Raw genomic sequence first — 19,909 nt, 5'->3', positions numbered from 1 at the left:
TATCCTCTTTTGCCTTCGGCAAGACGCCGCCATCCCTCTGAACTGACAGTTCTTCTTAACGTTATTCACCCTTCAAACATAATTAGCCCAAGTAAAGATGGCTTGTCGCCAGCAACTAGCGGCCGGCCGTTCTTGATTAACAAGACGCTGTTTTCTTGATTAACAAGAATCCTTTGCTATAGCTAAATCCTCTCACCTTTTGCAAACAGGGCAACGGAATGTCAGTCGCTAAGAAAATGAGCGTCGGTCAGCTCACGATGTTGACTGCGGTCAACATGCTCGGGTCCGGCATTGTGCTATTGCCCACTAAACTCGCTGAGGTGGGCGGCATTTCCATCCTGTCCTGGCTGATCACAGCCACCGGTTCGCTGGCTTTGGCCTACGCTTTTGCGCGGTGCGGCATGCTCAGTCGCAAGACCGGCGGCATGGGTGGATACGCGGAATACACCTTCGGTAAATCAGGCAACTACATCACCAACTACACCTACGGTTTGTCGTTGTTGATTGCCAACGTGGCCATCAGTATCACCGCAGTTGGATATATACAGACGCTGTTCGATATCAAGTTGGGTTCGCTTCAAGTCGGCCTGGCCACCATCGCGCTGTTATGGATCACCACGTTCGCCAACTTCGGCGGCGCACGTATTACCGGCAAGATTGGCGCGGTGACCGTATGGGGCGTTATTGCTCCCGTGGTGCTGGTTTCGACGATCGGCTGGTTCTGGTTCGACAGCAGCACGTATGCGGCCGGATGGAATCCCCACGACAAAACCTGGTACCAGGCAGCGGGCGCTTCGGTAGCGATTACCCTGTGGGCATTTCTCGGCCTGGAGTCGGCGTGCGCCAACGGCGATGCGGTGGAGAACCCCGAAAAGAATGTGCCCATCGCAGTGCTCGGCGGGACACTCGGCGCAGCAGTGATTTACATCGTCTCCACCAACGTCATTGCCGGCATCGTCGACAACGCGGCACTGGTTTCCTCAACGGCGCCGTTCGGGCTGGTGTTCGCCAAGATGTTCAACCCCATGATCGGCGACATCATCATGGGGCTCATGGTCCTCGCCTGCGTCGGCTCGCTGTTGGGCTGGCAGTTCACGGTGGCGCAGGTGTTCAAAAGCTCGGCAGACACCGGTTACTTCCTGCCGATCTTCGCCAAAGCCAACAAGCACGGGGTGCCCATCATCAGCATGCTGATCCTGCTGGCGATCCAGACTGCCCTGGCACTGCTGACCATCAGCCCTGACCTGGCCAAACAGTTCGACACGCTGGTCAATCTCGCGGTAGTCACCAATCTGGTGCCGTACATCCTGTCGATGGCCACGCTGATGACCCTGCAAAAGGTCTCCAACGTGCCGCCGCAAAAAGCCCTCATCACCAACATCGTCGCCGGGATCGCCACCGCGTACAGCTATCTGGCGCTGTACAGCTCCGGCGCCGAGGCGTTGATGCTTGGCGGTGTGGCGACCATCGTCGGCTACACCCTGTTCGGCTTCGTCAACACGCGCCTGATCAAGCTTGAAGCGCTGAACAACAGCGTGCCGACCCAGACCGTTTCCGCGCAGCACATCGTCGGCGAGCCGATCCCCGTCAACAACCTGAACCTGGCCACCCTGGAGACTCGACCATGAGCGACAACAGACACCTGCTCGGCATGCTGGCGCTGCTGGTCAGCAGCCAGCCCGACAAACGCAGCGTGTTCGGCCGGGCCCTGATCCAGCTGATCAGCGATGTGGAAGACCGCGCCATCAGCGTGCTGACCTCCGAAAGCCTCAGCGACGCGAAGTCGATCCTCAGCACCGATCCGGCGATCCAGTGTGTGTTGCTCAGTTGGGAAATGGACAGCAGCGACGACCACAAGCAATGCATCGATCTGCTCACCACGCTGCGTGAGCGCAACACGCGGGTGCCGGTGTTTCTGATCAGCGATCGCAGCACGGCATCGAGTGTGCCGTTGATCGTCATGCAGCACGCCGATGACTTCATCTGGCTGCCGGAGGACACCAGCCGCTTTCTCAGCGGACGCATCATGGCGGCCATCGAACGCTACCGTCAGGCGGTGTTGCCACCGATGTTCGGTGCGCTGCTGAAGTTTGCCCGCAGCTACGAATACTCCTGGCACACCCCGGGCCACGCCGGCGGTACGGCCTTTCTGAAAAGCACGGCAGGCCGAGCCTTCTACGAGTTTTTTGGCGAGAACCTGCTGCGCTCCGATCTGTCGATTTCCGTCGGCGAGCTCGGCTCGTTGCTCGATCACAGCGGCCCGATCGGCCAGGGCGAGCGCTATGCGGCGAAGGTGTTTGGCGCCCATCGCACGTACTACGTGACCAATGGTTCGTCGATGTCCAACCGGGTGATCCTGATGGCCAGCGTCACCCGGGACCAGATCGCCCTGTGCGACCGCAACTGTCATAAGTCCGCCGAACACGCGATGACGCTGTCCGGCGCCATCCCCACCTACCTGGTGCCCACGCGCAACCGCTTCGGCATCATCGGCCCGATCCTGCCGCAGACCTTGAGCGCCGAGAGCGTCAAAGCCGCCATCGCCAGCAACCCGCTGGTCAAAAGCCACATCGACCCGACGCCGGTGCATGCCATCGTCACCAACTCCACCTACGACGGCCTGACGTACAACGTCACCCGCGTTGAAGAGCTGCTGGGGCAGAGCGTTGACCGGCTGCATTTCGACGAAGCCTGGTACGGCTATGCCCGGTTCAATCCGCTGTACAAGGACCGCTTTGCCATGCACGGCAGCCCGGATGATCACGATCCGTCCAAACCCACCGTGTTCGCCACGCAGTCGACTCACAAGCTGCTCGCGGCGCTGTCCCAGGCATCGATGATTCATGTCCGTAACGGCCGCAACCCGATTCCCCACGGGCGGTTCAACGAGTCCTACATGATGCACGCGTCGACCTCGCCCAATTACGCGATCATGGCGTCCTGTGACGTCAGCTCGGCGATGATGGAGGCGCCTAGTGGCCAGATTCTGACCAACGAATCCATCGAAGAAGCGGTGGCGTTCCGTCAGGTCATTTCGCGCATGCAGACCGACATGCTGAGCCAGGACGACTGGTTCTTCTCTTGCTGGCAGCCGCCTACGGTGCAGGTCGGGGCCACGGCGATTGCGTTTCACGAAGTCGATCCGGTTCGGCTCAAGACTGACCCGAACTGCTGGGTCTTGCACCCCAACGAGGTGTGGCACGGCTTCGGCGACATCGAAGACGGCTACTGCATGCTGGACCCGATCAAAGTGTCCATCCTCAGCCCGGGGATGGGTGATGACGGCAACCTGCTGGACTTCGGCATTCCGGCCTGCTTGCTCAGTGCCTACCTGGGGCACCAAGGCATCATCGTTGAGAAGACCACCGACTTCACCATCCTTTTCCTGTTCTCGATCGGGATCACCAAGGGCAAGTGGGGCACGCTGGTCAACGCGTTGCTGGACTTCAAGCGTGACTACGACACCAACCTGGAACTGGAGCTTTGCCTGCCCGAATTGCTGACGGCGAATCAGCAGCGCTATGCCGGCATGGGCTTGAAAGATCTGGCAGAGGACATTTTCGCCGCGATGAAAGAGACCAAGACCACAGCGGCCATGTCGAAGGCGTTCGGCACGTTGCCCAAGGCCGAATTCAGCCCGGTGGAGGCGTACGAGAAGTTAGTCAAAAACGAGGTAGAGCAGGTCACCCTGGAAGAGGCCGCCGGACGAATTGCCGCGACTGGCATCGTGCCTTATCCGCCTGGCATTCCGCTGCTGATGCCCGGGGAAAACGCGGGCCCTGCAGATGGGCCGTTGCTGGCCTATCTTCGGGCGCTGGAAGGCTTCGATCGGTCATTCCCCGGCTTCACCCACGACACCCACGGGATTGAAAGCGAAGCGGGGGTGTATCGGATGCTGGTCTTGAAATAGCTGCAGCGCTGAAAAGGGGTGAGCCGTCTGGCGCCCCTCCGGCTCAGTTGCTCTGAGCCTTCTGCAGCGCTTGCTGCGTCAGCGCCACACATTCACGCCCACCGTCATCGTTGTGCCGCGCCAAGGCCGCTTCGGCGCGGTGCACGGTCGTGTCGATATCGCTTTTGACCGCATCGCTGAGATGGGGGTTGGCGACTTTCGCGTCACGAACCTTGCTCAGGTTCATCTGGCACTGATTGTTGTCGTCGTTGGCATTTGCCGTGAAGGGCAGGGCACATGCAGTCAGGAGCAAGCCGGCAAGCAGGGCGTGTTTCATGTGGGTTTCCGCAGAATTGGGGGTGTGGCTCGTTATCGGTACGAGCCTTGTGCATCAGACCTCAGATTCCAGATTTCTACCAGTGGGTGCCCGACGCTGGCTATCAGTTGACCAGCGTGATGATGCCCACCACCTTCTTGTCACCATCCAGCACCGGCAAATACTTGCTGTCATTTTTGGCGAGCATTTTCATCGCGTCAGCCATCGAATGCTCCAGCGAGAGGCTTTGGGTACTGCGCGAGAGAATCCGGGCGGCGTCGATATCGGAACGGTTGCGCCGCAACGCATGGGCTTCGGTCTTGTGCAGAATGTCCTCAAGGTCCTCGCGAGAAACATCGACGAACTCGCCCATTTCCTCCAGCGCCTTGTCGAGATCTTCAGCGTTGAAGCCGTCGCTGTTGAGTGGCACCTGTTCGGGCGCCGGCAGCTCAGTGGCCTGCGCCTTGGGGTAACGCACCCTGGTCAGGTTGTTGTAGATCAGCGCGCCAGCCAGCAGACACACTGCGTTTAGCATCACCGGGCCAAGCACTTGAAGGCCCATGGGCGACAGCTCGTTCTTCGAGGTGACGATGCAGATCGCGACCGCAGCAGCGGGCGGGTGCAAACAGCGGAGCACGCACATGAGCAGGATGGACGAGCAGACCGCCAGGCTAGCGGCGTTAATGGTGTTGCCGAGCAGCCTGATGGACAACAGCGCCACCAGCGCGGCGATCAGGTAACTGCCGAGGATCGCCCACGGCTGAGCGAGCGCGCCGGTCGACACCGCGAACAGCAGCACCGCTGAAGCGCCCACCGGCCCCAGCAGGTGCAGCGTGATGTCGATGCCATACAACTCGCGGCAGAACACCGCGCCGACGAAGATGCCCAGGCACGCGCCGATGGCGGCACGCGACCATTCGGCAGGGTGGGTGTTTAGCGAATGGGGGATAAAACTACGCATGAGGTTTTTCACGATCAACACATTTCAAGAGAGAGGATAAAAGCGTTGAAGCCCACCACCTCATTCCTGAAGTGGTTTTCCGCCGAAGGCATCATGAAGGCGCCGAAGCGATTGTCCTCAACGAGACCGTGGCCGTTCTTGCGGGCGATGACATGTTGTGAGTAATAGTTCTTTCCAAATGTTGGAAAACTAACGTGCAACGTGACGTCTCGGGTCATGTCGATTGCTCCGCATGTAACAGAACGTTGAAAGCGTGAAAGGTGCTGATAAGTGTCAGCTACTTGGCCTTAGTTGGCCGGTGCCACAACACGACTGTCCTCATCGTCCGCGGTCATCAAGACCGATCCCAGATCGAAGAGTTTGAGGGCGACGACGTAGCTGGTGAGCGCTGCGAGCGTCAAGCAAGTAAGGAGATGAACGATCATCTTTCCTGCCCTCGGTTCGTGTTTGGGTGTGAGGGCGATGGTACGCCCATCAGTTTTGAGCGGAAGGCATTAGCGGGAATGTTGGTTATCGATGGGAATGATGGATCGTTCGCCGTGGCGCGGCGAACGCAGTTCATGTGGGAGTGAGCTTGCTCACGAATACGGCGTTTCAGACGCTGGCTGTCTGGCGGATACACAACTGTTTGCGAGGAAGCTTGAGCGACATCACTGTCGCTCGCGCCTTCCATACTGTGTTCGGCTTTTTGTCTTTATGCCCGAATCGTTTCGCCATAGCGATGGGTCGCCAGGCACGCCAGCAGCAAGCCACTGATCGCCACCATCCCGCCCACCAGTCCGATGTTGGCCACGCCGAGCTGGCTGATCACCACGCTGCCCAACAGCGCGCCGCCGCCGATGCCGATGTTGTAGATGCCCGAATGCAGCGCCATGGCCACGTCCGTGGCGTCCGGCGCCATCGCCAGGACCTTGGACTGCATTACCAGACCAAAGCACATGATCGCCATGCCCCAGACCACGCTCAGCGTACCCATCGACGATGAGTTGCCGGACAGCGGCAGCAGCAGAATCAGACACGCCGCCAGGGCGCCGATCGCAGTGATCAGCAGGCCGCGCGGGTAACGGTCGTTGTAGCGGCTGAAGATCACCGATCCGACGATCCCGGCGCCGCCGAACAGCAAGAGGATAACGGTGGTCATGTCGCCATCCATCTTCGCCACGATCTGTGCGAACGGTTCGATGTAGCTGTAGGCCGTGAACTGCGCCGTGACCACCAGCGCCGTCAGCAGGTAGAGCGACATCAGCGCCGGGCGCTTGAACAGCATCGGCAGGCTGCGCAACGAGCCCGAGTTCTGGCTCGGCAGCAGCGGCAGCGACTTCATCAACACTAACACCGTGAGGCCCGAGGCAATGGCAATCGCCAGGAAGGTTGCGCGCCAGCCCAGCGCTTCGCCGAGCACGCGTCCCAGCGGAATGCCGAGCACCATCGCCAGCGCAGTGCCGGTTGCCAACAGGCCGAGGGCTTGAACCTGCTTGCCCTCCGGTGCCACTCGTACCGCCAGGGATGCGGTGACCGACCAGAACACGGCGTGGGCCACTGCGATACCGACGCGACTGACCAGCAGCATGCCGAAGCTCGATGACAGGCTCGACATCACATGGGCGGCGATGAACGTCAGAAACACAAACAACAGCAACTTGCGCCGCTCGATGTTGCGGGTCATCAGCATCATCGGCAGCGACGTGAGGGACACGATCCACGCATAAACCGTCAGCATCAGGCCGACTTGGGCGGTGGTCATGTCGAAGCTATGACCGATGGCGCTCAACAAACCCACCGGTACGAATTCCGTGGTGTTGAAGATGAACGCTGCCAGGGCCAGCGCGATCACGCTCAGCCAACTTCCGGTGTGTGCATTAGTGGTATTCATCAATACGAATGCCCTCCTGAAGAATTCGGTTTGCCGTTTCCCCGGTAAAAACGCTGACAAGCAGAAAGACCGCTCGAGGCGTGTGCCTGGGCGGTGCATGCGGTCAGCTGAATATTATGAGTATGGGGAGATGCGACGAGATGTTGCGGATTCTACGCCGTTGTCATCGTTGTCACAACCGCGGCCGGGCGCGGTCGCCGGGTCACAAGCCGGTGCTGATCGAAGGCTTCAGGCGTGTGCCTAAGCGGCGTTTTCCCGCAAACTCACCTGTCGATAAGGCTCGCGCAGTTTGACATGTCGGGGTTTGTATCCTTCGCTTGTACTGTCAGGGCGACAATTGGACGCACTTGCTTGAGTGCGCTCTTTATAGGGATGTAAGCACGCGGGTCATTCCGCAGGACGTTGTGATGAAACAGCCCGATCGGGCATTTTTCCGCCAGTTTCTCCGTGTGTCTTGTGTATCAGTGCTGTTGCCAGTCACGCCGATCGAAGCGGCTTGCACGTTGGTGTCAGGGACAGGAAATGACAACTACGTATGCGACAGCAGCACCAGTCCGGGCCTGATCGATCTGGCCGGCGATAACGTGCTGACGTTTCCAACTGGCGGCACGGGCGTGGTGACGGGCAACATCCTGTTTGGCAACGGCGCCGACCGGATTGTCATGAGCTCCGGCCGGGTGCAGGGCGCCATCAACCAGGGCGCGGGCACAAACGTGATGGTAATGGAGGCCGGGACCATCACCGGCAGCCTCATGCAGGGTCCCGGTATCGACAACTTTTTCATGAGCGGCGGCACCCTCCAGTCACTGGCGCAGGGTGATAGCCGCGACGTGTTCTTCATGAGCGGCGGGACCATCGTCGGGGCGTTTGAAGACGGTGATGTCGCGACCCTCAGCGGCGGCACCATTGGCCGCGTCGACATGAAGCTCGACAACAATCTTTTCGACATGTCGGGCGGCCGGATCATCGGCAACCTCGTCACCGGTTTCGGCCGCGACACCATTGTCGTTTCGGGCGGCAGCATTGGCGGCAACATCAGCGTCAGTGGCGGCAACGACAGCATCAGCGTGAACGGCGGGACGGTATCCGGCGAAATCCGCGCCAGCTTCGGCGACGACACGTTCGCGTGGAACGGGGGCGGAGTGATCCAGTCCTCCGTGCTGATGGGCGACGGCAATGACCGCGCCTCAATCAGCAACCTCAATGAAAGCACGCTGAGTTCGAACCCTTTGCTAGACGGCGGACTGGGTAATGACCAACTGACGTTTTTCCAGACCCTCAGCGCCGGGGCCGGGCGCTACCTGGGGTGGGAAGCGATTGATCTCACCGGGCAGTCGCGTTTCACGCTCGACACCGACCTCTTTCTTGGTGACAGCGTGAGCAACACCGGCACGTTCAACATCGACAGCTCCAGTACGCTGGAGGTGACCCAAGGCGCCATTCGCCCTTACGCCGCCGGACAGCTCGCCTCGTTGAACAACGCCGGGACTGTCGACATGACCGCCAACAGCGTCGTGGCCGCCGACACACTTAACGTGTTCGGCAACTACTTGGGCAATAACGGCCGGTTGCTGCTGCAGACGGTTCTAGGCGACGACCGCTCGGCCAGTGACCGACTGGTGGTGTCCCAAGGTGCAATTAGCGGCAACACCCAGCTGGGCATCAGCAACCTTAACGGGCTGGGCGGACTGACACAGGACAACGGCATCGAAGTGGTGCAGGCCGTCAATGGAGCGACCAGCACCAACGACGCTTTTGTGCTCGGTAACCGCGTCGTGGCCGGCGCTTACCGCTATCAGTTGTTCAAGGGCGGCGTGACGGCCGGGACCGAGAACAGCTGGTTCCTGCGCTCTTCGGTGGCTGCGGTCCGAAGCCCATTGAGCGTACCGCCGCCCACCGCACCGCCTGTGGTTGATCCGACACCCCAGCCCGTCACGCCGTCGCCTGTCATTCCGACGCCTATACCAACGCCTATACCTGTTCCCGTTCCCGTTCCCGTTCCCGAGCCAGTGCCAGTGCCTCCGGTCCCTGTCGATCCGGACGAACCGGCCGTTGAGCCACCGACCCTTGCTCCCGTCCCACCGCCTGCTGCTCCGGTTACACCCTCCGTTGCGCCTGCCGTTGTCTCGCCAATCCCGGCCCCGTTAACGGCACCATTGCCAACGGCGTCGCCCGGCGCCGAGCCCATCCCGTTATATCGCCTGGAAGTGCCGATCTATTCGGTGTTCGTGCCGGCTGCGCAGATCATGGCGCGTGAAGCGCTGGGTACTTTTCATGATCGTCAGGGCGATCAAAACCTGCTCAGCGGTGCGCCCGGCGGATGGGCGCGGCTGTATGGCAGCGACATACGCAGGGACTGGGCCGGCGATGCCTCGCCGCATTTCGATGGGTCGACCAAGGGCTACCAAGTGGGCCACGACCTGTATGTCGCACCGACTGATTCCGGGCGGGTGCAACGCGCTGGCGTCTTCGTCGGCCAGAGCCGGTTACAAGGCAGCGTCGAGGGATTCGCCGAAGGCTTCAAGGGCACAAGAGCCGGCCGCATGAAAATCAACGGCGATCACTTCGGCGCCTATTGGAGCCTGGTCGACCCGGGCGGCTGGTACCTGGACGCCGTCGCCATGGGCACGCGTCTTGGCGGCAGCAGTCGGTCCGATCAAGGCATCAGGCTCGACACCGACGGCCACGCCATCAGCCTGTCTCTGGAAACGGGCTACCCGATGGCCGTTTCCGAACGCTGGGTCGTTGAACCCCAAGTGCAGGTCATCCATCAACGGATCGACCTCGACCGCCAGAACGACGGCATCTCCGACGTCTCGTTTGATTCACAGGACTACTGGACGAGTCGAGTCGGCGCGCGCTTGAGGGGTCGATACTTGATCGACAACTTGCCCGTCGAACCCTACCTGCGCGCGAACGTCTGGCAGGTGCTGGATGGCAAGGACACCGTGACCTACAACGGCGTCGACCGGATCAAAACCCAACACAGGTCCTCATCCACTGACATTGGCGCTGGCTTGATCGTTGGTGTGGCGAAGGGAGTAAGCGTGTACTTCGCGGTGGACTACGCCGCCCAGCTGGACAGCCATGAACTGGCGGGAGTCAGCGGCAGTGTCGGCATTCGTGCGAGTTGGTGAGCCGTGTGATGGGCAGGCGATTTCGAAACCGCCCGTCTAATCCGCGGCACTTGGAGCGCTTGTAGGCTTCTCATGGTCATGGTGCGGATAACTCGCACGTAAACGAGGAGATCGAATTCATGGCTAATGACACTTCGCTTACAGGGACCAGCGCGCAGACGGATCCGGATAAGGATCTTGGGTTTGATGAGGAATCGCCCGATGTCTCTGACCCGCAGGTTGATCCGACAGAGCCCGCGCGTACCGAGAACGATCCGGTGACTGAAGAGCCAACCACTAGGCGTGGGAATGATGAGCTGTTGCCGGGGAAGGGCGGGGTCTGATCGACTTGCGCTGAACCCAAAAGCCCTGCTGAAGAGAGCGGGGCTTTTTTATGGCTTTTGGCGAATGTTGACGGCGTGCTGATCAGCGCTGCTTGCGCTTGACCGGAATAACACCGAGCTCATTCTGCTGATAAATCGTGTAGGGCAGGACGAGGGTGTCTGCAATCCCTGAAAGCAGCATGTCGGCCGCAGCGATCGGAGCCGAGTCATGGACGCCATACCTTTCCGGCGCATCCATGGTGCAATACCCGTAAGCGAAGCCGCTGTAAACGCGCGGGATCTGAGAGCAATACGAATGCCACCCGGCCAGATTGTCCGCTGCGCCCGGCCCGTTGTAGAGCGTGATGATGGTGCCGCAGCCAGATAGGGTTGTGATGAGGCACGCTGCAATCCATTGCTTCATGGGAAGTCCTTTCCTTGGTGGAGAATTCAAAGTCCCCGTGAACCGGCGCGCCTATGGTGATTGTGCAGATGGTTCTGCCTGGAGCGCCGGTCGGTAGTGCCTGGGTAACGCATCCGCCCCATTCCGTAACATGCAAAAAAACAGGCCGAAGTTAGGTAGCCGTCGTCACACGTTAGTCTGCGGACGCTCGGCTGTTTCGCCAGTAGAGATATCCGAGTCCAAGGGGTGCTACGAATATAGCCATGGTCCAGCAGATCAACATCGTCATTGCCTTCACGAACAGCATCAGCAAAGCATTCACGAAAAACACATTGGTGCCCATGACGTATCCGACGATGCTCTCGTAGACGAAGCGAGAGTAGGGGTACAACAGTGTGTTGATGACCACGTAGATAATCAGTCCCGGTTTAGCGAAAAGGCCGCCGGGTGCGTTGCCGCCCACGTAAAGCATTAGCGTGCCGAATGCGGCACCAAAGAGAAAGTGTCGGAGATAGTAGCTGGCGTTAAGCCCACCGAACGACTTGGCAAAAAATGACTGCATGAGATCCCTCTCAAAAAGCTCAATTTGGAAGGGCGCAAACATACCAGCATCATTTTCGCCGCGATAGTCTTGGATCCGAAATGATGCGGGCTGGCGACTACACGGCCTGCTGCGCTGGCGGAAGCCCGTACTTTCCTCGGATCAGATCTGCTTTGAACGCTCACCAGCGGGGCGCCGAAACCTTCAGAATGCTTTCCCATGGGCTGATGTACCACTGCGACAGCTCTCCGGTCTGCTACATCTGATGCCCCGGAGGTGGGATGTCGGCGTTACTGCGATAAAGAGGCCTATCGCTGTAGTTACCCGTTTCCAGCAGTATCGAATCCCACGCCTTTGTTACGGCGGCCAAGTACAACATGCCTAGCTTGATCGGTATCTTCCCCTGCCTTGCCTTGGCACGCCTGAAGGAAAGCAGATCGTAACCTTCCGCCACGAAGTATCTGTAGGGGTCATAGGTTTTGAGTTCCACTGAGAATCGCCGGAAAAACTCAGGCATCAACTCGTTCGCGTCATCGCCTTCAATTCCTAGGTCACGATTGAGGTCCGTCGACAGACTTAAATTTTCAAACCCATTTTTGCCGATCTCAAATGCTTCTTGAATGCACTCTATTATTGTGCCCAGCAGTTCATAATCAACGTCATCGTTGTCCATTCGACATACCTGATCTTCGGGGCGCGCGTTAGCGATGTAGGTGACGGCAGCTTGGCAGCTGCCCGTCACGGAAGCTGATAGTCGTATGGGTGACTGTACCCCAAAGCTTAGTATCCTGACCGCGATTTCAAATGCGTGGGTCAGCTCTCGCTTTTAAGTCCGTTCAGCTTGGCGGCTATGAGTGCGCGCTCCTTGGAAACAGGCTTAATCAGCCCCGTGGTGCCCTCAACCAGCATATACAGAAAGTATCGGCCGTCCTGATCGAGGAGTATCCGATAGACCGCCTCGGCTGTTTCGTAACCTGGGGCGACCGTCCGATCCATAAGACATGCGTGGATGCATACGCTTAAGCGCTGCTTCAAAGTCTGTGCTGACGGCAGACTCCCACTGCTTGGTGCTCCGCAGACTGAAAATAAGTCTGACTAGCAAGGCCAACCCGATGCTTACTGCTGTCACATGCCCGACCATGATCCACGCCTCTGCTCCCTGTGATGGTGAAGATCTGATAAGTACCGGCAACCAGCTACTATATCTCTAAACCTTCACGTGACTCCCCTCGGGCTCAAAGGACGGCGAAAGAGCCGAGACGCCCTTGATGGAGCCGGTCGGCCTTTTCTCGCACGGGTATCTCTGCTCTACACTCGATCCTGAAACACTTGGCCGTCCTAAAGGCACAAAAAAACACTTGCGCTAAGCGCTAAGTGCTTGATTTGTATTGCGTGTTTGGTGGAGCCGGGGGGATTTGAACCCCCGTCCGCCAGTACTCCGCTTTCGGGCCTACATGCTTAGCCGTGTCTATTAAGTTAACCCTCAGCGACCCGACGGGCAGGGTGCTTTGGGCGAGCTGTGTAAGTTTTAGCCGATTCGTCCACAGCGTACTGCACGGCGATCCTGTTCTATATGACAATCACTTTGGGTTTACAGGCATCCCCTGGTGATTGCTGGAGCCGAAGCTACCAGAAGGAAGGCTAGCACCGCTTACGCGGCGAGAGCTTGTTCCCCGTAGGTTTCGTCATTGGCAACTATAGAAAGTTGCAACAGTGGATTTACGACTTCTGTTACCAAGTCGGCATGCCCCTAGAGTTTCATCACCGGCGTCGAATCCTAATCGGCCCCAATTCTGCTGCTCTAGCAGTCAGGCGGCGGAGTCTACCCGAATCAATGAGATACGTCGACCGTCCGCCTGACATTCCGCTCGCGACGGCTTTGGAGCCGTCGCGATTCGGCAATTACTTCGCGGCACCGCCGTCGCTGCCGTCACCGCCGGTTTTCAGCTCAGTGATTTTCTTGGTGGTGATCGAGATGCACTCTTTGTCATCGCCACGTTTTTGCGCGGCGGTGGCATCAGCAACGGTTTTTTCGATGTCAGTCTTGCTGTCGCCGGTCAGATTGGTGGTAGTCGACGCTTCAGCATTCTTCAGTGTCGCGATGTTCGCGCCGCACAGGTCATCAGCAGCGAAAACCGGGGAGCCCAACAGTGCAGCGGTAAGAAACAGTCCAGTCAGTGCGGTGCGCTTCATGTGTATCTCCTTGAGCCTGTTGACTCGGTGTCGCCGCTCAATTTGCCGGTGCCCGAGATAGAGGGAAAAGCGCCGAATGGTTTGTGGCGCCTAAAGAGATGGACTGCCGCCTGTCGCAGGGGTTCTATTTTTTTTCACGATGCTGTGAAAAAGCCACGTTGCCGGATGTTTCGGGATTATGGGGCGATCTACGCCCCATTTATGTGCATTAAGCGGTTCTTGGTTGAGTCACTCGATCCACGAGGTAGACCAGCCCGTGGTAGTCGATACCGCCGTGTTGCGTGAGCCCGATCTCGCACGTCCGGCTGGTCGAAATGCCTTCATTACAGTACTGAACCGCGTCTTTCAGCGAGCGCAGCGCATGGGCGTTCAGCTCCGGTGTGGTGAAGCCTTTGTCGCCCGCGAACCCGCAGCAATGAATGCCTTCGGGCACGACCACATTCACGCTGCACATCCTCGCAAGGTCGATCAGCGCCTGGCTCTCGCCCAGGTGTTGCGTGCTGCAGGTGACGTGAACAGCGATGGGCGCCTGCTGCGGGGTGAACACCAGTTTATCCAGCAGATGGGTGCGGATGAAACGTACCGGGTCATACAGGTCGAGCCGTGTTTCCTTGAGGTCCTGAACCAGACGCAGGGTGCAGGGGCTGGTGTCGCAATAGATCGGATCGAGCCCGCCACGACTGGCCTTGGTCAGCGCGGCGAGAAGCTGCTGGCGTTTGTCTTCAGCCTGCTCGGCGTAGCCCTTGGAAGCGAAGGGTTGCCCGCAGCACAGGCTGTCTTGGTCTTCCGGAAACACCACTTGATAGCCGGCTTTCTCCAGCAGCCCTCGGGTCTTGTCCATCAGCGACATCTGTTCGCGATCCCCCGCCGCAGGCCCCATGACGCGGGAAACGCAGGCAGCCAGATAGACCACGCGGGGGCGCGTATCTTCAACCGGGGGCGTGAAGCGAATAGCGTGCTCGGGTTGCGGCATCGCCGGCGTCCACTGAGGTACGCGGCCCGACGACGCCTTGCTCAGCGCGCTGGAAATCTTCGCCAGCCTTGGCGCGCCGAGCAACATGCGCGCACCATTGGCCGCATGCAGCGTAAATCGCGCGCCCTTCAACGCTGTCGCAAAATGCTGACTGATCCAGCTGGCCGCCTTGTCATGATGCGCTTGGTCCCCACGAAGCTTTTTCACCAGTTCGCCGGTATTGATGCCGACCGGGCAACGTTGCGCGCACAGACCGGTGGCGGCGCAGGTGTCGATGCCCTGGTACTGGTAGTCGCGCTCCAGCTGCGTGGTGTCGGTGCCCGCACGTTTTTTCGCCTGAATGTCACGCCACATGACGATCCGCTGCCGTGGACTCAGGGTCAGCCCTTTCGATGGACACACCGGTTCGCAAAAGCCGCACTCGATGCATTTGTCGACGATCGCATCGGCAGCGGGCATGGGTTTCAGGTGCTTGAGGTGCACCTGCGGATCCTCACTGAGCACGACGTCCGGATTAAGAATGCCGGCGGGGTCAAGCAACCGTTTGAGTTGCCACATCAGCGCATAAGCCTCGCTTCCCCACTCAAGCTCCACGAACGGCGCCATGTTGCGGCCGGTGCCGTGTTCAGCCTTCAGTGAGCCGTTGAACTCCACGGCCACCAGTTGCGTGACGTCATCCATGAACGCGGAATAACGCGCGATTTCCTGCGGGTCGTTGAACCCTTGGGTGAAGACGAAGTGCAGGTTGCCCTCCAACGCATGGCCGAACAGGATCGCTTCGTCGTAGCGGTGCTTTTCGAACAGTTCGATCAGTCGCCGAACGCCGACGGCCAGTTGCTCGACGGGGAAGGTGACGTCTTCGATGATGACGGTCGTACCGGTCTCACGCACCGCGCCGACGGCAGGGAAGGTGTCTTTGCGAATGGCCCAGAGCCGCGCGTTTTCGATCGCGTCTTCGGTGAAATCAACCTGCTTCTCGACCGGGAAATGCGCGATGGACGCCATGATCTGGGCCAGTTGTTCGTGCAGCAACGGCCGGGTCGCGGCGCGGGCTTCGATCAACAGGGCGCAGGCGCCTTCCGACAGCTCACGAACGAATGCCGGCATGCCTGGCTTGTTCTGCACCGAACGCAGGCTGCGTCGATCAAGCAGTTCGACGGCAGCGACTGGCTGGGTCTTCAGAACCGTTACGGCGTTGCAGCAGGTTTCGATGTCTGGAAAGACAATCAGCGCCGTCGCCTTGCTCGGGTGATCGGGCACCGTGTCGTACGTCACCGCGCTGATGAAACCCAGCGTGCCCTCCGAACCCACCAGCAGGTGACTGAGGATGTCGAGGGGCTCGTCGAAATCCACCAAGGCGTTTAGCGACAGGCCGCACGTGTTCTTCAAGCGGTACTTGTGGCGAATCTTCGCAGCGAGTTCCGTATTCGCGCGCGTCTCACGGCCCAGCTGCGCGAGGCGGTCGAGCAGCTCGCCATGGCTGACTTTAAATGCAGCGACGCTGGCGGCATCTTCCGTGTCCAAGCGTGTGCCGCCGGCGAGCACCAGCCGAATGCCTGCCAGGGTGTGGTAGGTGTTCTGGGCCGTGCCGCAGCACATGCCGCTGGAATTGTTGGCAACGATGCCGCCGATTTTTGCTGCGTGCATGGACGCCGGGTCTGGACCGATCTTGCGTCCAAACGGCGCCAGCCAGACATTGGCCTGTGCACCGATGACGCCCGGTTGCAAACGGATCTGCGCACCTTGCTCGCGTATTTCACGGCCGTTCCAGTTGTCGCCGAGCACGATCAATACTGAGTCGCTGATGGCCTGCCCCGACAGGCTGGTGCCCGCCGCGCGGAAGGTCACGGAGACTTTATCCGCCTGCGCCAGCTTCAGCAGCGCCACGACTTCGTCTTCTGATTCGACGCGGATGACCAGTTTGGGGATCAGCCGATAAAAACTGGCGTCGGTGCCAAAGGCCAGGGTCGAGAGCGGGTCGTCGAAGCGTCTTCCGGCAGGAATGAGGCTGTTCACTCCGTCCAGAAACGCGGCGGGCAAGGTCATGCGGTTTTCCTCATGGGTGCATCTCAGTGGCGGCTGCGGCCTCTGTCGGGCCGCATGGGTCGGGATCGGCGCCGTTCAGGCGCCCAGTTCGCGAACCAGCGAATCGCGAGTGATCTCGTTGATCGACTTAGCGCCGGTCAGGACCATCGCCACGCGCATTTCCTTCTCGAACAGATCCAGCAGGTTTTTCACCCCGGCCTCGCCGTGAGTGGCCAAGGCGTAGATGAACGCGCGGCCGATCAGCACGGTGTCGGCCCCGAGGGCGATCATGCGCACTACGTCCAGGCCGCTGCGAATGCCGGAGTCGGCGAGAATCTTCAGATCGCCTTTCACCGCGTCGGCAATGGCCGGCAGCGCACGGGCACTGGACAACACGCCATCGAGCTGGCGACCGCCATGGTTGGACACGACGATGCCGTCGGCGCCGAATTTCACCGCATCCCGGGCGTCTTCCGGGTCGAGGATGCCCTTGATGATCATCGGGCCGTCCCAGGAATCGCGAATCCATTCCAGGTCTTTCCATGAAATCGATGGATCGAAGTTGTTGCCCAGCCAGGCGATGTAGTCGGTGAGACCGGTAGGGTTGCCGCGATAGGCCGACACGTTGCCCAAGTCGTGGGGGCGGCCGTTGATGCCGACATCCCACGCCCATTGCGGGTGAGTCATGGCTTGCAAAACGCGGCGCATCGGCCCGCTTTTGCCGCTCATGCCGGAATGCGCGTCACGGTAACGAGCGCCCGGGACGGGCATGTCGACGGTGAATACCAGTGTCTTCACGCCGGCGGCTTTGGCTCGCTCCAGCGCATTCCGCATGAAGCCGCGGTCTTTCAGCACGTAGAGCTGAAACCACATGGGTCGCTTGATCGCCGGAGCGACTTCTTCAATCGGGCACAACGAAACCGTCGACAGCGTGAACGGAATGCCCTTGGCGTCGGCAGCGCGGGCGGCCTGTACTTCGCCACGGCGGGCGTACATGCCGCAGAGACCGACCGGTGCCAGTGCCATCGGCATGCTCAGGGTTTCACCGAACAGCGTCGTCTCCAGACTCAGCTCGGACATGTTCTTCAGGATGCGCTGGCGCAGCGCAATGCTGGCCAGGTCGGAGACGTTGTGGCGCAGGGTGTGCTCGGCGTAGGCGCCGCCGTCGGCGTAGTGAAACAGGAAGGGCGGCAGTTTGCGCTGAGCGGCGGCGCGGTAGTCGGTGGAGGCAGAAATGATCATGGGATCTCGCAGATGAGTGAGCGGGGGCCACAGCCGGGCGCTAAAAACGCACCCGGCGCTCGTCTGATTAATGAACCAGCATGCCGGTGAACCAGTACGCCTGGGCGTAGGTGATGCAGCCAACGATGGTGGCAAAGAAAATGCTGTGCTTGAGGGTGAAGCGGAACAGGTCGGATTCTTTACCCACCAGCCCGGTCGCCGCGCAGGCCACTGCGATCGACTGCGGGGAAATCATCTTGCCGGTCACGCCGCCGCTGGAGTTGGCCGCCACCATCAGCACGTCACTGACGCCCAGTTGATGTGCGGTAGTCGCCTGCAACGAGCCGAACAGCGCGTTCGACGAGGTGTCGGAACCTGTCAGGAACACGCCCAGCCAGCCGAGGAACGGCGAGAAGAACGGGAAGGCGCTGCCTGTCCCGGCGAGGACCAGCGCCAGGGTGGAGGACATGCCGGAGTAGTTCATGACGAAGGCGAAGGCCAGCACCATGCCGATGGACACGATGGCCCAGCGCAGTTCGATGAGCGTTTCTTTGAACGTGGTCAGCCCGGTTTTGGCGCTGATGCGCAGCACGATCATCGCCAGAATCGCCGAGATCAGAATCGCGCTGCCCGAGGCGGCGAGCAGGTCAAACTTGTACACCGCTGGCATGGCGGTCGGGTTGGCGACAATCGGCGCCATCTTCATGACCAGTTGATCCAGGTGCGGGACGGGGAAGTTCATGGTCAGCCCTTGCAGCGGACCGCCTGCCGCGAACAGCGCCTTGAACGGCTTCAGCGTCCAGATCGTCACGACGACTGTGAGGATCAGGAAGGGCGACCATGCCTTGACGATGGTGCCCGCCGAGTACGGCGATTTCTTGGTGGTGCGCGGCTGACCAAAGCCGCCTGCATTTCCTGCGCCGCCGCCCATGACTGCGGCACCGCCTGGCGTACCGGCGATCTGCGCATCGGCTGCGCGAGCGGGCTGCCAGACTTTCAGGAAGAACGTCAGGGCCACGAGGCTGACCAGCGCTGAGGTAATGTCAGGCAGTTCCGGGCCGATGAAGTTGGAGGTCAGAAATTGAACGATGGCGAAGCTGCCGCCCGCGACCAGCGCCGCCGGCCAGGTCTCCTTGACGCCTTTCACGCCGTCCATCATGAACATCAGCCAGAACGGCACGAACACCGACAACAGCGGCAATTGACGACCGGCCATCGCACCGATCTTGAACGGGTCGAGGCCCGACACCTGACCGGCCACGATGATCGGAATACCCAATGCACCAAACGCCACGGGTGCAGTGTTGGCGATCAGGCAGAGGCCGGCGGCGTACAGCGGGTTCAAACCCAGGCCAACGAGCAACGCAGCGGTGATCGCCACCGGTGCGCCGAAGCCTGCGGCTCCTTCCAGAAACGCGCCGAAGCAGAAACCGATCAGCAAGACCTGCAGGCGCTGGTCGTCAGTGATCGACATGACCGAACTGCGAATGATCTCGAACTGGCCGCTTTTGACCGTCAGTTTGTAGAGAAACACGGCGGCGACGATGATCCACGCGATCGGCCATAAGCCGTAGAGGAACCCGTAGCCGGCGGAAGCAACGGCCATGTCGGCAGGCATCTGGAACGCGAAGATCGCGATCAGTATGGCGAGAACAAGCGTGATGGCGCCTGCGACGTGGCCCTTGAGCCGGAATATCGCCAGCGCGAGAAAGAAGAAAACGATCGGAATGACAGCCGCCAGCGCCGAAAAGCCCAAGCCGCCAAGAGGTGTGTAGAGCTGTTGCCAGGTTTGCATGTATGAGGCCCCTAATTGTTTTTGGTTAGGCCCGGTGTCCATGTCTTACGTGCGCGGCTCCTGCAGGTGACAACTGCTTGTCTGTCTTCCTGCCGGCGCTGACGAACGAGTCGCACAGCTCACCAGCTCAAGCGTTCCGCCGTCGGGAAGTGCCTGCAGCGTGGGACAGCGGCAAGCCGTCCATCGCCGGCATTGTAAATTGGTAATACCAATTTACAATGTCTTGGCGCTAGGTTAGAAGCCTTGCCGATGGTGTGTCAATTTATGACGCTTAAACTTT

At 59.9% G+C, this 19,909-nt stretch carries 15 protein-coding genes and 1 other RNA gene; 4 read left to right on the top strand and 12 right to left on the bottom strand.

All coding sequences use genetic code 11. The features are described 5' to 3' along the window. The first annotated feature begins 218 nt into the window (after positions 1-218). Together potE and BBI10_RS06880 are read left to right on the top strand one after the other, a co-directional pair. Positions 219-1,628 carry a putrescine-ornithine antiporter gene (potE, locus tag BBI10_RS06885; protein ID WP_065987635.1) on the top strand — a complete coding sequence of 470 codons (1,410 nt, stop codon included), beginning with the start codon at positions 219-221 and terminating at the stop codon, positions 1,626-1,628. Further along, positions 1,625-3,910 (top strand): Orn/Lys/Arg decarboxylase N-terminal domain-containing protein, encoded by a 2,286-nt coding sequence (locus BBI10_RS06880; protein WP_065987634.1) that lies wholly within the window; start codon positions 1,625-1,627, stop codon positions 3,908-3,910. Before potE ends, BBI10_RS06880 begins: the two co-directional genes overlap by 4 nt. A 43-nt stretch (positions 3,911-3,953) precedes the next feature. Here the strand turns inward: BBI10_RS06880 and BBI10_RS06875 are convergent, their stop codons facing one another. From BBI10_RS06875 to BBI10_RS06860, 4 genes are all read right to left on the bottom strand, one after another. Next, a complete protein-coding gene (locus tag BBI10_RS06875; protein WP_065987633.1) occupies positions 3,954-4,226 on the bottom strand; it encodes a hypothetical protein in 273 nt (90 codons plus the stop codon). Positions 4,227-4,329: 103 nt separating this feature from the next. Next, on the bottom strand, positions 4,330-5,166 hold the full coding sequence (locus BBI10_RS27705; RefSeq protein WP_208600738.1) for an HPP family protein: 837 nt from the start codon (positions 5,164-5,166) through the stop codon (positions 4,330-4,332). 14 nt (positions 5,167-5,180) lie between these two features. Continuing rightward, positions 5,181-5,384, bottom strand: coding sequence for a hypothetical protein (locus BBI10_RS27135; protein WP_065987631.1), 204 nt, complete (start codon positions 5,382-5,384; stop codon positions 5,181-5,183). Between the two features lie 476 nt (positions 5,385-5,860). Next, positions 5,861-7,039, bottom strand: a complete 1,179-nt coding sequence (locus BBI10_RS06860; RefSeq protein WP_065987630.1) for a sugar transporter — start codon at positions 7,037-7,039, stop codon at positions 5,861-5,863. A 407-nt stretch (positions 7,040-7,446) separates the two neighbouring features. On the opposite strand from BBI10_RS06860, the gene BBI10_RS06855 reads away from it, so the two are divergent. Both BBI10_RS06855 and BBI10_RS06850 read left to right on the top strand, forming a co-directional pair. Beyond that, positions 7,447-10,176 (top strand): autotransporter outer membrane beta-barrel domain-containing protein, encoded by a 2,730-nt coding sequence (locus BBI10_RS06855; protein WP_065987629.1) that lies wholly within the window; start codon positions 7,447-7,449, stop codon positions 10,174-10,176. A gap of 119 nt (positions 10,177-10,295) precedes the next feature. After that, positions 10,296-10,499 (top strand): DUF6021 family protein, encoded by a 204-nt coding sequence (locus BBI10_RS06850; protein WP_065987628.1) that lies wholly within the window; start codon positions 10,296-10,298, stop codon positions 10,497-10,499. A gap of 82 nt (positions 10,500-10,581) precedes the next feature. On the opposite strand, the gene BBI10_RS06845 is transcribed toward BBI10_RS06850, so the two are convergent. The 8 genes from BBI10_RS06845 to BBI10_RS06805 all read right to left on the bottom strand — a co-directional run bounded on the left by BBI10_RS06845 (position 10,582) and on the right by BBI10_RS06805 (position 19,629). Beyond that, complete coding sequence (locus tag BBI10_RS06845; RefSeq protein WP_065987627.1) at positions 10,582-10,902, bottom strand: YceK/YidQ family lipoprotein; 321 nt, start codon at positions 10,900-10,902, stop codon at positions 10,582-10,584. Positions 10,903-11,074: 172 nt separating this feature from the next. Continuing rightward, positions 11,075-11,485 carry a hypothetical protein gene (locus BBI10_RS06840; protein WP_244160322.1) on the bottom strand — a complete coding sequence of 137 codons (411 nt, stop codon included), beginning with the start codon at positions 11,483-11,485 and terminating at the stop codon, positions 11,075-11,077. A 193-nt stretch (positions 11,486-11,678) separates the two neighbouring features. Then, positions 11,679-12,095 carry a DUF1493 family protein gene (locus BBI10_RS06835; protein ID WP_065987626.1) on the bottom strand — a complete coding sequence of 139 codons (417 nt, stop codon included), beginning with the start codon at positions 12,093-12,095 and terminating at the stop codon, positions 11,679-11,681. 724 nt (positions 12,096-12,819) lie between these two features. After that, positions 12,820-13,211: a transfer-messenger RNA gene (gene ssrA, locus BBI10_RS06825) on the bottom strand. A 113-nt stretch (positions 13,212-13,324) separates the two neighbouring features. Then, the gene (locus BBI10_RS06820) at positions 13,325-13,615 is read right to left on the bottom strand and encodes a hypothetical protein (protein ID WP_065987624.1); all 291 of its coding nucleotides are present in this window, start codon (positions 13,613-13,615) and stop codon (positions 13,325-13,327) included. 208 nt (positions 13,616-13,823) lie between these two features. Continuing rightward, positions 13,824-16,634: an FAD-binding and (Fe-S)-binding domain-containing protein gene (locus BBI10_RS06815; protein ID WP_065987623.1), complete on the bottom strand. Its 2,811-nt coding sequence runs from the start codon at positions 16,632-16,634 to the stop codon at positions 13,824-13,826. Positions 16,635-16,709: 75 nt separating this feature from the next. Continuing rightward, complete coding sequence (lldD, locus tag BBI10_RS06810; protein ID WP_065987622.1) at positions 16,710-17,855, bottom strand: FMN-dependent L-lactate dehydrogenase LldD; 1,146 nt, start codon at positions 17,853-17,855, stop codon at positions 16,710-16,712. A 67-nt stretch (positions 17,856-17,922) separates the two neighbouring features. Beyond that, the gene (locus BBI10_RS06805; protein WP_065987701.1) at positions 17,923-19,629 is read right to left on the bottom strand and encodes a lactate permease LctP family transporter; all 1,707 of its coding nucleotides are present in this window, start codon (positions 19,627-19,629) and stop codon (positions 17,923-17,925) included. Positions 19,630-19,909: the final 280 nt, after the last annotated feature.

Origin of the sequence: Pseudomonas graminis, from assembly GCF_001705435.1 — a bacterium.
GTDB classification, from domain to species: Bacteria; Pseudomonadota; Gammaproteobacteria; order Pseudomonadales; family Pseudomonadaceae; genus Aquipseudomonas; species Aquipseudomonas graminis_B.
This window is presented reverse-complemented; position numbering and strand designations above follow the sequence as displayed.